This window comes from Micromonospora sp. NBC_00821, assembly GCF_036347035.1.
Lineage (GTDB): Bacteria > Actinomycetota > Actinomycetes > Mycobacteriales > Micromonosporaceae > Micromonospora > Micromonospora hortensis.
Window position 1 is genome coordinate 2,751,403 of record NZ_CP108880.1, and the last position, 13,438, is coordinate 2,764,840.

Here is a 13,438-nt window from a genome sequence, read left to right on the forward strand (position 1 = left end):
CAACATTCGGACATGCTGCCCTGAGCTGCCCGGACAGCCCGGCGCGGCGACCAGGGCATTGTCCTGGCCGACCGGGTTACCTAGCGTCTTTCCTCGAGGGCCGCGCCGCTGACCGGTGTACGGCCGATGGGCTCGCGCCGGCACGGGATCGGGCTCGACCACACCAACGACACGGGGAGATTCGATGGATGACGCTGTCCGGGATCCGGTGCCGCAGGCGGCCACGGCGGGGGAGTACGTGGCGTTGCTCAGGGAGGTGCGGCGGCGTTCCGGTCTGACCTATCGGGAGCTCGCCCGGCGAGCCTCGGCGGCCGGACACTGGCTGCCGCCGAGCACCCTCGCGACGATGCTGGGCCGGACGACGCTGCCTCGGGAACGCACGGTCGTCGCGCTGCTGGCCGCCTGCGGCACCCCGACGGTCGAGATCGGCAGGTGGCTGGAGACACGGCGGGACCTCGAGGCCCGCCTCGGCGAGCAGGGTCGAGGGGACACTGACGCGGCACCGACCCCTGCCGGCGCGTCCACTACCGTCGCTGCGGACATCCGGCCGAGCGTCGGCTCGGTTCCGCCGCGACCCCAAGCGCCGTGGCCGGCCCGTCGCTGGCTTCGGCTGGCGCTGCTGGCGGTGTTCGGCGTCCTGACGGTCGGGGCGACCGGGGCGCTGCGACCCCTCGTCCCTCCCACGGTGGGCAGCTCGCCGACCGTCGGATGCCCGGAGGTGCTGCGCCAGGGCATGTACGGCCCCTGCGTGCTGAGCCTCCAGGAGCACCTGGTGGCCGACGGACTCACCATCCCGGTCGACGGCTGGTTCGGCCCGGACACCACCAGCCGGGTGATGGTGGCCCAGGCGTTTGGCAGCCTGCCGGTCAGCGGCACCGCTGACGAGCGGTTGCTCGACGAGTTGGCGGGCGATCGCAAGGTGCCCGCCAGCTGGTCGGAGGACCGGATCGGCAAACATCTGCGGCGGACGTTCCCGGAGGACCCGGCCGGGGCGGTGCAGGTGGCGCGCTGCCTGTCCGGGCTGGACCCGTACCGGGTGGAGGTCGTCGAGGACGGATCGCGGCGCTGGGGGTTGTTCCAGTTCAGCGACATGGAGGTGTCCCGGTTCGGCGTCGACCGCCAGACGGCGCTGGACGCGGCCTGGAACATCAGGACGGCACGGGAGGTGTGGTCTCGTACCGGCGACTTCAGCCACTGGAACTGTGCCGCGTAGCGGTCACGCGTGACGCTCCCCGCCCGGTCCGCGAACCGGACGGGGAGCCCCCCGTTATCCCGACTGACGACTCACTGTCGCAGTCGGTTGGCGAAGACGTACGCGCCCACGGAACGGCCGGTGGCGAGCCCGGCGTCCGCGTCGAACCGATAGTGCACGCCGAGGTAGATCCGGCTCAGCGCGTTCTCCTCGGCGGCGTCGTCGAAGCCGGTCATGTGCCGGACCACACCCATGGCGTGCGGATCGTCAGTGGTGGCGTCGAAGGCGATCGCATCGGTGCCGAAGTACCTCTTCATCACCGCGGACCAGGCCCCCGCGAAGGTGGCGTGCCCGGAGATGTAGGCCGGGAACGCCGGCGTGTACGGCACGCCCTCGCGGGTCTTCGACAGCGGCTGCCAACCCTTGCCCTCCGTCGCCTCGATCGCCGTCACCGGCCGCCACAGGTCGATGGGCGTCTGGTATTTGGCGTCCCAGGCGGCGATGGCGGCGTCGGCGAGGGCGAGGGCGACCAGCCCGAAGAGCCGGGCGTTGGCCAGGATGCCGAGCTGACGCTGCTCCGACACGATCCGGGTGTGTGAGAAGAGTTGACCCGGTGGCTTGTACGTGCCCCCCAGGTCGTTGGCCCAGAAGAACGCGATCTGCGTCTGCTCCGGGGTCCGCAGCACCGACCCCTGACCGCCGTAGTCGCGGATCTCCTGCACCTGGGCGCGGTACTCCTGCTTGCCGAGCAGGTCGGCGTACCCGGTGGCGCCGGCCGGTAGGCCGGGCCGGAACTGCTGGCCCGAGGTGAGCGCGAACGGGGTCACCAGTCCCCAGTTCGGGCTGACCGCCGCCTTGCCGTTGGTCGGCCGCCACGCGCCGGGCACGTTCTCCTGCACCGGGTACGCGGTGTCGTTGCCGGAGCCGTCGTTGGCGCGGGCCTGGAGGTTGGCGGCCGCCGCCGCCGCGCCGACGGTGTCACCGCGCGCCTCCTCGGCGTCGTTCACGCCGGACGGCCGGCGCTCGACGGCACCGTTGAGGGCATCGGTGAAGGAACGACCGTGCCGGGTGTACAGGGCGGTCAGCACGTCGTACGCCGCCCGGTCGATGGCCGCGTGCAGGGACGGCGCCACGACGTTGTCCATGGTGCCCGGGTAGCTGACCGGCACTCGTACCCGGTAGGGGTTGCCGACCCCGGTGACCGAGACGGCGGCGTCGTGCATCGCCGCGTGCAGGATGGCGGCCTCGCGGGACGAGGAGGTGGGTGGCAGGTCCAGTGCCTTGTAGGTGGACAGCAGGACACCGTTCCAGTACAGGATCGGGTCGGCGGCCGGGTTCACGGCCAGCGGGGTGAGCGAGATGTTGTCCAACCGGACCGTCGAGGCGGTCTGCCCGCCGAAGTGGAACAGCAGCACCGCCTTCGGGTCGCCGAACGGGGACACGAAGTCGAAGGTGAACCGGCCCATCGAGGACGTCAGCGGGACGCTCTGGTCGACGGCGGAGGTGAAGGGCGTGTCCGCCCGGGAGACCGAGACGCGCAGGGAACGGCTGACGTCGGCCGCGGCGTCGAACTGCAACCGGTACGACTGCGCGGCCGTCACCCCGAACTCGAAGTGACCGACCAGGTCCTCCCAGACGGGCTTGCCCACCGTGGCGCTGGTGCGGACGCGCAGTTGCCCGGCGTTGACAGTGGTGCTGGTCGAGGCGAGCCGGGTCCACCAGGGTTGCGTGCTGCCGTTGTCGAACGTGCCGTTGAGGATGAGGTCACCCGGGGCCGCGGTGGCCGGCGCGGGGCGGACGAGGGCGGTGAGGGTGCTGGCGAGGGCGACCGCGAGCACGACGCTGAGCAGACGGCGCAGGTGCCGTGCGTTGATCGGTGGGGACATCGAGAGCCTTTCCGGTCCGGAAACCGGCGACGACCAGGTCGTTGCCGTGAGGATCGGCTCAACGTAGGAGTGTTCGCGCTGTTCACGGCCACCGAACAGCGCTCGGAACGGTGCCGTACGGCAGCGGGCGCCGGCGTCCGATCAGGACACCGACGCCCGCGCGGGGCCGAGGGCTGGCTCAGCCGATCGTCTCCCGCTCCCGCCAGGCGGTACGCAGCGAGGTCCGACCGTTGGTGCGCAGGAGCGACCCCTCGTACACCCGGGCCCCGGCGAGGAGGAACGCGCCGGCGGCGAGCACCAGGAGGACCAGTGAGACGATCGGCTCCCAACCGGCCGCGTCGCCGGTGAAGAGCCGCAGCGGCATGGCAGTGGGCGACGAGAACGGCAGGTACGACAGCACCCGCATCGCCGTGGCGTTGTCGTTCAGGAAGATCACCGCGAAGAACGGCAGCATGACGGCGAGCTGCACCGGCGTCGAGACGGCGGCGATGTCCTCCTGCCGGTTGGCCAGCGCGCCGGCCGCGGCCCACATGGCGGCGAGCAGCACGAAACCGATCAGGAAGAACGGCACGAACCAGCCGATCGCCGGGGCGAGCAGGCTGAGCAGACTTCCGCTGTCGCCGATCTGCAACCCGATCACCGCCACCACCGCGATCAGGGCGATCTGCGCGAACGCCAGGATGGCCCCGGCCACCACCTTCCCGGCCAGCAGGGCCCGGACCGGCACGGCGGCGACCAGGATCTCCACGATCCGGGTCTGCTTCTCCTCGATGACGCTCTGCGCGATCTGCACACCGAACGTCTGCGAGGTGATGAAGAAGACGAACGCGAAGACGAACGGCACCAGGAACGCCACCACCGGGTCGACCGCGTCCGGGTCGAGCAGACGGACCGTCGGCTGGGTGCTCAGGGCCTTCACCACGTCGTCCGGGGCGTCGTCCATGGCCAGGACGGCCGGTCCGGTGACCACCGCGGCGTCCACGTCGTCGTCGCGGACGGCCTGCTCGGCGGCCCGGTCGTCGGGGACGACCCGGACGTCCAGCCCGGCGGCGCGCAGCGGCGCGGCCAAGCTCTCGGTCACCGCCACCGTGGACGGCCCGCCGGAGAACAGCGGCGGCAGGATGGTGCCGGCCGCGGCGATCAACAGGAAGAACAGCGTGCCGAACAGGAAGGTGCGGTCGCGCAACTTGACCCGGATCTCGCGTTCGGCGACCAGCCGGGTGGCCTGGGTGACGTTCACTGGGTGACCTCTCGGAAGATCTCGGTGAGCGAGGGGCTGACCGGGCGGAAGGCGCGGACCGGGCCGCGCGCGAGGGCCGCCCGCAGCACTGGCTGTTCGTCGGTGCCGGCCGGCAGGTCGAAGACCACCCGCGCGCCGTCCAACTCGACCAGTGTCACGCCGGGGTGGTCGCGTACCCAGCCGGCGTCGTGCTCCACGACCAACTCGAAGCGGGGCACCGTGTACGAGTCGCGCAGCTGCTGCCGGCTGCCGGCGGCCCGGATCACCCCGTCCCCGATGATGACCAGGTCGTCGCAGAGGCGCTCGACGACGTCGAGCTGATGACTGGAGAAGAGCACCGGCGCGCCGGCCGAGGCCCGTTCCCGCAGCACGGCCACGACGGTCTCCACTGCCAGCGGGTCGAGGCCGGAGAACGGCTCGTCGAGCACCAGCACCTCGGGGTCGTGCACCAGCGCGGCGGCGATCTGGGCGCGCTGCTGGTTGCCCAGCGACAGCGTCTCCAGCAGGTCGTCGCCGCGCTCGCCGAGCCCGACCCGGTCCAGCAGCGCGTCGGTGGAACGTCGTGCCGCGGCGGCGTCCAGCCCGTGCAGCCGGCCCAGGTAGGCCACCTGCTCACGGGTGGTCATCTTGGGGTAGAGGCCCCGCTCCTCCGGCATGTAGCCGAAGCGCCGGCGGTCCTGCCGGGTCAGCGTGGTGCCGCCCCAGCTCACCTCACCCGCGTCGGGGGCGAGCACACCCAGGATGATCCGCATGGTGGTGGTCTTGCCGGCGCCGTTGGCGCCCACGAAACCGGTCATCCGGCCGGCGGACACCTCGAAGGACACGTTCCTGAGCACCTGACGGTCGCCGAAGCTGCGGTCGACGCCGTCGAGGCGAAGCGTTCTGGTCACGCACCCACGCTAGATCGATGACGCCGCCACGCCGTCCGCCCGACGGGTGAGCGGGCGGGTCCACCTCGCGGTGGACGCCGTCACCCGCCGGGGCGGACCACCCCGTTCTCGTACGCGAACACCACGGCCTGCACCCGGTCGCGCAGGCCCAGCTTGGCCAGTACCCGACTCACGTGCGTCTTCACCGTCGCCTCGCCCAGGTGGATGGCCGAGGCGATCTCCGCGTTGCTCGACCCGGCGGCGAGCAGCATCAGCACCTCCCGTTCGCGCGGGGTCAGCTCGGCCAGCGCGGCATCGGCGTCCGGGCCCCGGTGGGCGGTGCCCGCCGGGTCGCCGGGTCGGGCGAAGGTGGAGATCACCCGACGGGTGATCTCCGGGGCGAGCAGACCATCGCCCCTGGCCAGCACCCGGATCGCCTCGATGAGCTCCTCCGGCGTGCCGTTCTTGAGCAGGAAGCCGCTGGCCCCGGCCCGCAGCGCGGCGAACAGGTAGTCGTCGCGGTCGAATGTGGTGAGGATCAGCACCGCGGGCGCCCCGGGGCCGTCGGCGACGATCTGCCGGGTGGCCTCCAGGCCGTCCATCCCGGGCATTTCCACATCCATGAGTACGACGTCGGGGCGGGTGGCTCGGGTCATGGTGACGGCCCGTTCGCCGTCGGCGGCCTCACCGACCACCTCGATGTCGTCCTCCACCTCCAGGATGACCCGGAAGCCGGTACGGACGAGGTGCTGGTCGTCGGCGAGCAGCACCCGCACCGTCGGCCCGGCATCGGGCGTCTGTTGGGCTGCCGCGCTCATGCCGACGGCTCCGCGCCGGCCGCCGCCTGCTGCCTGTCGCTCGGCTCCCGCTGTGGGCCCACCGGCAGGTCCGCCGACGCCCCCAGGGGGAAGCGGGCGCGTACCCGCCAGCCGCCGCCGGCCCGCGGCCCGGCCTCCAGGTCGCCGTCGTGGGCGGTGACCCGTTCGCGCATGCCGATCAGGCCCAACCCGACGGTGTCGGTCCGGCCGCCGCCCCGCCCGTCGTCGGTCACGTCGACCTCCACCTCCCGGGCCAGGTACCGGACCCGCACGTCGAGCAGGGCCGCCTCGGCGTGCTTCAGGGTGTTGGTCACCGCCTCCTGCGTCACCCGGTAGGCAGTCTGGGAGACCGATTCGGGCAACGCGACGGGGTCGCCGTACACCCCGAGGGTGGCCGTCAGCCCGGCGGCCCGTGCCCGCTCGACCAGCTCGTCGATCCGTTCGACGCCGCCGGCCGTCGGCGGCGCGGCGTCGGTGCCGGCGGAGGTCCGCAGCACGCCGAGCATCCGACGCAGCTCGTCGACGGCGGTACGGGCGCTCTGCTCGATGGCGGTCAGCGCGGTGCGGGCCTTGCCCGGGTCGCGGTCGAACACCCGGCGGCAGGCGGATGCCTGCACGCCCATCACCGACACGTGGTGGGCGACCACGTCGTGCAGCTCGCGGGCGATCCGGACGCGTTCGCCGAGCACCGCCCGTTCCCGGGCCTCGGCCTGCGACCGGCGCAGGTCCTCGGCCTGGGCGCGCAGCTCGTGCTCACGGCGCGCGGCCACCCACGCGGTCTCACCGAAGAAGTACGCGAAACCGAAGACCAGCACGTTGAGCAGCACACCGTTGACCATCGCGGCGAGCACCGGTGGCACCGGCCCGACCGCGTCGGCGAAGGTGTCCGCCGGAATGTGGTCGATCATCACCGCGTAGTAGATCCCCAGCCAGGCGAACATCGTGGCGATCACGCCGATCCGCAGCCGGCGGGACAGTTGGCGGTCCTGCCCCCACGCGCCGACGGTGTAGAGGGCGCAGAACAGGGCCCAGGAGGAGAACTGGCTCTCCGGGGCCGAGCGGGCCTGCGCGGCAATGAACGCCACCGCGACGATGAGCACTGTCGCGGTCGGCCAGCGTCGTCGCCAGATCAACGGGAGGGTCACCGCGACGGTCCAGAACAGCTGCTCCGGCCCGGACGGCGGTGGGCCCAGCAGGAACGCGCCGGTGCTGCGGGCCAGGGTCAAACTGACCAGTGCCAGCCCGGTCATGCCCAGGCCGATCCAGAGGTCGTTTCGGCGCTGCTCTGCCGTTGGACCCGGACGACGCCATTCCGGTCGCGGTGCCACTGTCATCCCGGAACGATGCCACGCCGCCCACCAGGCCCGTCGACCGGGCACGCCGCCACGGCCACGCCGACGGGCGGCGGCCCGGCGCGGGGTACGCGCCGGGCCGCCTCCTCTGGTGTCGCTCATGCGGTCGTCTGCCGGCGGGCCTTCCGAGCGGTGTCGACCAGGTCCCAGACCGCGATCGCGGCGGCGCCCACCGCGATGGCCAGGCCGAGGGAGTTCCGGTTGCCTGCCTCCGCCACCCAGCTCAGGCGCTCGCCCAGGGCCGGGTTGAGCAGTCGGTCGGAGAGCGCCAGCCACGCCAGCGGCACCGAGAAGGCCAGGTTGAGCAGCGCCTTCATGCCGAACAGGGCCCAGGTCCAGCGGTCGATCCGGTACTTGACGACTTCGAAGATCACGCTGAGCGCCAGCACCACGATCAGCGCCGGGAGCCAGAACGACCAGAGCGCCGGGTCGAGGATCGGGATGTTCTCGCCGTCGGTGCCACGCACCCAGGAGTGGTAGTGCTGGAACGGCAGGTACGCGATGGTCAGCACCAGCATGATCACCGATGCGATGGTGTCGGCGAGGGGGATGCCTCGTCGCACCGGCGCGTCGGGCAGTTGGTCGACCGTCCACTCCGGCACGTCCACGGCCGTCTGGGTGCGCTCGATGATGGCGAAGGTCACTGTGAGCCAGAAGGTGATCTGCACGGCCACCTGCATCGCCGCGACGATGCCCGGCCCGATCGCCCCGAAGCCCTTTCCTTCGGCCGCCTCGACCACTGTGACGACGGTGCCGACCAGCGCCGGGATGAAGCTGAGCAGCAGCTTCAGCAGTCGCAGCCAGAGCAGGTAGTAGGTAGGGCCGATGAGCTGCAGCCGGCGGTCGGCGTACCGGGCGGCCAGGACGTCCGGGTTGCCCAGCTCGGTGAGCACCTCCCGCTCGGCGGTGGTCGCGTCCTGTCCTCCATCGGTCCGGCCCTCGATCATGTCGTCGATGGAGGCCCGCAGCTCGTTGGCGATCTCGTCGCGGCGCTGGGTGGGCACCGATCGCAGGGTGGCGGCGAGGTAGCGGTCGGTCAGGGTGTTCATCGGTCCACTCCTTGGATCAGCCCGGTGATGGAGGTCTGCACGGCGGCGAGGTCGTCGAGGAGCCGGTTCAGCATCGACTCGCCCTCGTCGCTGGTCCGGTAGAACTTGCGCGGTCGGCTCTCTTCGGTGTTCCACTCGCTGGTCAGCAACCCCTGGTCCTCCAGGCGGCGCAGCAGCGGGTAGAGGGTGTTGGCGTCGACCGGGAAGCCGTGGTCGCTGAGCCGTTGCAGCAGTGCGTAGCCGTAGTCCGGTCGGCGTAGCGCGACCAGGCTGGCCACCACGACGGTGCCTCGACGCAACTCCTGTAGGTGCGTCCGTAGAACGTCCTCGCTAACCATGTGTCACACCATACTGTGTGGCACACAGTGTTGTCTACGCCGACATCATCGTGTCCGCCTAACCTCCGTCCGGACCGACACGACGTACGGGGCGCCCGGTCGATACCGGACGCCCCGCACCTGGGAAAAGTCAGCAGGCCGCGCCGTGGCGGAAGTTCCGCTCGACGAAGCTGGCCGGGCCGACCTGGAAGTAGCCGACCCCCGGCCGGATCGGATGCCCGGTGAACAGCTCCACCCGCGAACCGACCCGGACCAGGTACGCCTCGGCGTCCCCCGCGTCGTTGCGGATCAGCGACCCCCGCCGGCCGTAGATCGCCTCCAGTTCGTCGAAGGACATGCCGACAGTGGCGCCGGCGGGAGAGCGCGGTGGCGCGGTGGCCGTACCGACCTCCACCAGTCGCCCGTCGCGGAAGGCCAGCAGGATCACGCCCGCCCAGGAACCGGTCGCGCCGGCGTGCACCACTCCGCCGCAGGTCGGCACGGTCCAGCCGAGGTGCCCATTGGTGGTGAGCGACGCCAGGCTGGCGCCGATGCGGTACACGCCGACGCCACGAACGCCGAGCACCTGCGGGTGGGTGTGCCCGGCGGCGGCGAGCGGACCGCGGGCCGAGGCGGGCGCGGCGCCGCCGGCCAGCGGTGCTGCCGCCGCCGGGCCGGCGACGGACGCCGGGACGAGGGTGCCGAGCGCCAACGCAGCTGTGGTGAGGAGGATCGCGGGACGGTTCATGGTGGCTCCTTCGGTGATGGGTCTCCTGCCCTCTTAGTCACCGCGCCGGGGCCAACGGTTCGTCGGAATCACGACCGGCCCGGTCTACTCTGCAGAGAAACGCCGGCCGGGGGTGACACCGTGACGGCTCCACTGCGGATCGGGCCCTACGCCGTCGAGCGGCTGCTCGGCGTCGGTTCGTTCGCGACGGTGTGGCTGGGCTACGACCGGGCGCTCGACGCGCACGTGGCGATCAAGGTGCTGGCCGAGAACTGGAGCCACGACCTACGGGTGCGGGAACGCTTCCTCGACGAGGCCCGGTTGCTGCGCCGGTTGGAGCACGAGCGGTTGATCCGGGTGCACGCCGTCGGTGAGCTGCCCGACGGCCGCCCGTACGCGGTCCTGGCCTGGGCGGACGGCGGCAGCCTGCGGGACCGGTTGGCCGCTGGCGAGATCCCCGCGCCGACGGCGCTGCGGCTGCTCGGCGAGATCTGCGCCGGGGTCGCCGTGCTGCACCGCCACGGCGTCGTGCACCGTGATCTCACCCCGGGCAACATCCTGTTCCGCTCCGCCGGCCCCGACGGCGCGGAACAGGTGCTGATCGCCGACCTCGGCCTCGCCAAGGCGCTCGCCGCCGCCTCCGGACTGACCGCCCGGGCCGGCACCCCGGGCTACATGGCCCCCGAGCAGGACGATCCGGGCGCGGTGATCGACACCCGCGCCGACGTGTACGGGCTCGGCCGGCTCGGCATCCGACTGCTGGCCGCCGACCCCACCGGCGCGAACCCGACCAGATCAGATCCGCCTCGGCACCCACCGGAACTCCGACTGCGGGACGACGTGCCCCCGGCGGTCGCGGCGGTGCTCGCCCGGGCCACCGCCCACCGCCCGGCCGACCGTTACCCCGACGCCGCGACGGTGCACGCCGCGTTGGTCCGCGCGAGCGCCCCGGCTGCGGCGGCCGGTCCCGTGCGGCGACAGCCGTCACCCCGGGTGAGGGCGCGCCGCCGGTTGCGGCTGGCCGGGGCCGCCGTGGTGGCCGTCGCCGCGGTGGGTGCGGTGGGCGCCGAGGCAGATGGCGTCGGGTCTGCTGGGCCAGTCATCGGCACGTACACGGCCGGGCCGTTGACAGTGGCGTTGCCGCCCGGCTGGTCCGCCACGGGTGCCACCTGGGCCGGTCAGTACGGTGCCGACGGTGATCCCGAACCGGCGCTGGTGATGTCACCGCAACCCCGCCGGTGGGCCACCGACCCCCGCCTGCCCGGCGCGTTCGTGGGCCTCTCCGCCAGCACGGCGGCACGCACCACGCCGGCCGGGTTCCTGGCCGAGCGCACCCACGGTGACTGCACGTCCGCGCCGCCCCGAATCACCTGGCAGGCGGGCGTCGAGTGGACAGTGGTGGCGTACCGCTGCGACCGGGGTCGTCCGCAGATCATCGAGTCGGCAGCCCTGCACCCCGGCCGACCCGCCCTGGTGTACGTGCAGATCGCCCCGCCCGCGGACGGCGGACCCGCCTTCGTGGACACCCTGCTCGCCGGAGTGCGCCTGCGGTAGGTGCGGCGAACCGGCCCGGCGGTGACCCAGCCGCCGCTGATCCTGGGCACCATGTTCGGCCTGATGCTGTTGGCCGCCGCGCTGCTCACGGCGTTCGGTGACCACGGGTTGATCTTCAGCGGTACCTGGGTCCCACCCGGCCCGGCTGGCGTCGCCGCCGGTCTGGTGCTGCTGGGGGTCGCCGCCGCCGAGTTCCTCCGCGCCCGGCGTCGATCCCGGCTAGCGGACCACCACTGTGATGGTGTGCTCCCGGCCGTCCTTGGGGATCGTGACGGCGACGGTGCCGGCGCGGACGAAGCGGATGTCCACCACGCCCGCCTCGTACTGCTGGGAGACCAATTCCGGGCGGTCGACGGTGACGAGCCCCGGCCCGATGCCCTGGATGCGCAGCACCGCACCGGTGGCGAAGCAAAGCGATTTCAGCAGCTCGATCTCGGTCTCGGCGAGCGGCAGGTCGTAGCGGACAGCGCCCTGACAGGCCGGCGTCGCGTCGGTCGGCGGGGGAGTCGTTCGGGGCGTACCCAGTGTTCTGGTGGGTGCGGGCGGTGCCGGGCGCGCGCTGGCCGGCGGCGGTCGGGATGGCGACCCGGTGGGCGCGGGGATCGGGAGAACCGCGGAGGGGGACGGCGGCGAGAGGGTCGGGGTCGAGAGGGTCGGGCCGGCCGGTTGGACGGGCAGGGGCGAGACGGCGTCGGCGCCGCAGGCGGCGACCCCCACGGTGGCCGCGAGGACGACGACGACCCGGCGGAACGACCTGCGGTTCATTCCGCGCCGAGCCGCTGCCGGACCTGGCGCCGGGCCAGGTGCAACCGGGACTTCACAGTGCCCAGCGGCACGTCGAGCAGGGCGGCGATCTCGGGGTAGCTCAGCCCCAGGACATCGCGAAGGGCGACCACCTCGGCGAGATCGGGATGCACCGAGTCGAAGGCGTCGAGCAGGTCGAGGCGGGTGCCCGCGACCACGCTGGTCCGTCGGGGGTCGGCCTGGTCGGGCAGCGGCACGCCCTCGGCCTCCAGTCGGCAGCGGCGGCGCAGCGTGCGGTACGTGGAGCGGGCCCGGTTGACGGTCAGCCGGTGCAGCCAGGTGCGGAACGAGGAGCGCCCCTCGAACCGGGTGATGCCGCCGGCCAGCGCCAACAACGTGTCCTGGCAGGCCTCCTCGGCGTCCTCCCGGTTGGGCAGAAACCGGGCGCACAGCCGCAACACCTCTGGGCGCACCGCGACCAGCAGGGCGTTGAGCGCGGCCGGGTCGCCGTGCGCGGCGGACCGGGCCAGGGCGTCGATGTCGTCCGCGTCGGGCATGCCGGGTGTCCAATGCTCGCCGGTGCCGATCCCTGAGCGTATGACAGGTGCCGCGGCGGCGGCCCCGTACCGTCCGGCACCCGACCCGAAACCGGCGCGCTACCGAAATGCGAGCTAGTGCACTGCCCTTCAGCCGGGTAGATCGGTTCTTCCCGTCGACCCGTATGTGCTCGGACTGCGGCCGGATCAACGACAAGATGGCGCTCAACGTCCGGACGTGGGGCTGCCCATGCGGCAGCCTGCACGTCCGAGACGTGAACGCCGCCAGAAACATCAGGGCCGCCGGACGGGCGGACCTCAGCGACCGTGGAGCGCAGGTAAGACCGGCACCCGTGCCGGCACCGCGCAGCGAAGCGGTAACTCGCCGGGAGCGTGCCCCTTCGGGGGTGCAGCAGACCGGAATCTCCGCCCTTCAGGGTGGAGAGGGCGTCAATCGAAGCGGGACACGTCCCCGGCGCCCCGGCGCAGGATCTCCGGCTCGGGCCCGGACAGGTCGATCACTGTCGTCGGCTCCTTGCCGCAGTCGCCGGCGTCGAGCACCGCGTCGAGCTGGTGGTCGAGCCGTTCCTTGATCTCCCAGCCCTGGGTCATCGGCTCCTCGTCGCCGGGCAGGACCAGCGTGCTGGACACCAGCGGCTCGGCCAGCTCGGCCAGCAGCGCCTGGGTGACGGTGTGCCGGGGTACCCGAACGCCGACGGTCCGCTTCTTCGGGTGCAGCATCCGGCGGGGCACCTCCTTGGTGGCCGGCAGGATGAACGTGTAGCTGCCCGGGGTGGACGCCTTGACCAGGCGGAAGACCGAGTTGCTGATCTGGACGAACTGGCCGAGCTGCGCGAAGTCCCGGCAGACGAGCGTGAAGTGGTGCCGGTCGTCGAGGTGGCGGATCTGCCGGATCCGGTCCAGCCCGTCCTGGTTGCCCAGCTGGATGCCGAGCGCGTAGCAGGAGTCCGTCGGGTAGGCGACCAGCCCACCACTGCGGATCAGGTCGGCGACCTGGCCGATGATCCGGGGCTGGGGGTTCTCCGGGTGTACGTCGTAGTACCTCGCCATCCTCCGAGCCTAGGCCCACGCGGGGGCGATCAGGAGACGAGGGCCACGACCGTCGGCGCGGACGGTGGAGCCGCCGAGATCAC

At 72.3% G+C, this 13,438-nt stretch carries 13 protein-coding genes and 1 pseudogene; 3 read left to right on the forward strand and 11 right to left on the reverse strand.

Annotated features, from left to right (window positions below; all coding sequences use genetic code 11):
- Positions 1-184 precede the first annotated feature (184 nt).
- On the forward strand, positions 185-1,213 hold the full coding sequence (locus OHB44_RS12505; protein WP_238682967.1) for a helix-turn-helix domain-containing protein: 1,029 nt from the start codon (positions 185-187) through the stop codon (positions 1,211-1,213).
- Between the two features lie 71 nt (positions 1,214-1,284).
- Here OHB44_RS12505 and OHB44_RS12510 read toward each other — a convergent pair whose 3' ends face one another.
- The 8 genes from OHB44_RS12510 to OHB44_RS12545 form a co-directional block, all read right to left on the reverse strand.
- Positions 1,285-3,078 (reverse strand): carbohydrate binding domain-containing protein, encoded by a 1,794-nt coding sequence (locus OHB44_RS12510; RefSeq protein ID WP_238682968.1) that lies wholly within the window; start codon positions 3,076-3,078, stop codon positions 1,285-1,287.
- 178 nt (positions 3,079-3,256) lie between these two features.
- The gene (locus tag OHB44_RS12515; RefSeq protein ID WP_238682969.1) at positions 3,257-4,318 is read right to left on the reverse strand and encodes an ABC transporter permease; all 1,062 of its coding nucleotides are present in this window, start codon (positions 4,316-4,318) and stop codon (positions 3,257-3,259) included.
- Positions 4,315-5,208, reverse strand: coding sequence for an ABC transporter ATP-binding protein (locus OHB44_RS12520; RefSeq protein ID WP_112583369.1), 894 nt, complete (start codon positions 5,206-5,208; stop codon positions 4,315-4,317). Before OHB44_RS12520 ends, OHB44_RS12515 begins: the two co-directional genes overlap by 4 nt.
- A gap of 80 nt (positions 5,209-5,288) precedes the next feature.
- The gene (locus OHB44_RS12525) at positions 5,289-6,005 is read right to left on the reverse strand and encodes a response regulator (protein ID WP_238682970.1); all 717 of its coding nucleotides are present in this window, start codon (positions 6,003-6,005) and stop codon (positions 5,289-5,291) included.
- Entirely contained in the window at positions 6,002-7,339 is a 1,338-nt protein-coding gene (locus OHB44_RS12530) for a sensor histidine kinase (protein ID WP_238683030.1), read from the reverse strand. Before OHB44_RS12530 ends, OHB44_RS12525 begins: the two co-directional genes overlap by 4 nt.
- A gap of 116 nt (positions 7,340-7,455) precedes the next feature.
- Entirely contained in the window at positions 7,456-8,406 is a 951-nt protein-coding gene (locus OHB44_RS12535; protein WP_238682971.1) for a permease prefix domain 1-containing protein, read from the reverse strand.
- Positions 8,403-8,744, reverse strand: coding sequence for a PadR family transcriptional regulator (locus tag OHB44_RS12540; protein ID WP_091401756.1), 342 nt, complete (start codon positions 8,742-8,744; stop codon positions 8,403-8,405). The genes OHB44_RS12535 and OHB44_RS12540 overlap by 4 nt, the downstream gene beginning before the upstream one ends.
- Positions 8,745-8,874: 130 nt before the next feature.
- Entirely contained in the window at positions 8,875-9,471 is a 597-nt protein-coding gene (locus OHB44_RS12545) for a hypothetical protein (RefSeq protein ID WP_330440845.1), read from the reverse strand.
- A gap of 120 nt (positions 9,472-9,591) precedes the next feature.
- Between OHB44_RS12545 and OHB44_RS12550 the strand changes: the two genes are divergently transcribed.
- Positions 9,592-11,004: a serine/threonine-protein kinase gene (locus tag OHB44_RS12550; protein WP_238682973.1), complete on the forward strand. Its 1,413-nt coding sequence runs from the start codon at positions 9,592-9,594 to the stop codon at positions 11,002-11,004.
- A gap of 219 nt (positions 11,005-11,223) precedes the next feature.
- On the opposite strand, the gene OHB44_RS12555 is transcribed toward OHB44_RS12550, so the two are convergent.
- Positions 11,224-11,769 carry a hypothetical protein gene (locus OHB44_RS12555; protein ID WP_238682974.1) on the reverse strand — a complete coding sequence of 182 codons (546 nt, stop codon included), beginning with the start codon at positions 11,767-11,769 and terminating at the stop codon, positions 11,224-11,226.
- A complete protein-coding gene (locus OHB44_RS12560) occupies positions 11,766-12,305 on the reverse strand; it encodes an RNA polymerase sigma factor (RefSeq protein WP_238682975.1) in 540 nt (179 codons plus the stop codon). The genes OHB44_RS12555 and OHB44_RS12560 overlap by 4 nt, the downstream gene beginning before the upstream one ends.
- Before the next feature lie 107 nt (positions 12,306-12,412).
- On the opposite strand from OHB44_RS12560, the pseudogene OHB44_RS12565 reads away from it, so the two are divergent.
- Positions 12,413-12,568 (forward strand): annotated as a pseudogene (locus tag OHB44_RS12565) (zinc ribbon domain-containing protein); the annotation flags it as partial.
- A 166-nt stretch (positions 12,569-12,734) separates the two neighbouring features.
- Here the strand turns inward: OHB44_RS12565 and OHB44_RS12570 are convergent.
- The gene (locus tag OHB44_RS12570; protein WP_238682976.1) at positions 12,735-13,355 is read right to left on the reverse strand and encodes an L-threonylcarbamoyladenylate synthase; all 621 of its coding nucleotides are present in this window, start codon (positions 13,353-13,355) and stop codon (positions 12,735-12,737) included.
- Positions 13,356-13,438: the final 83 nt, after the last annotated feature.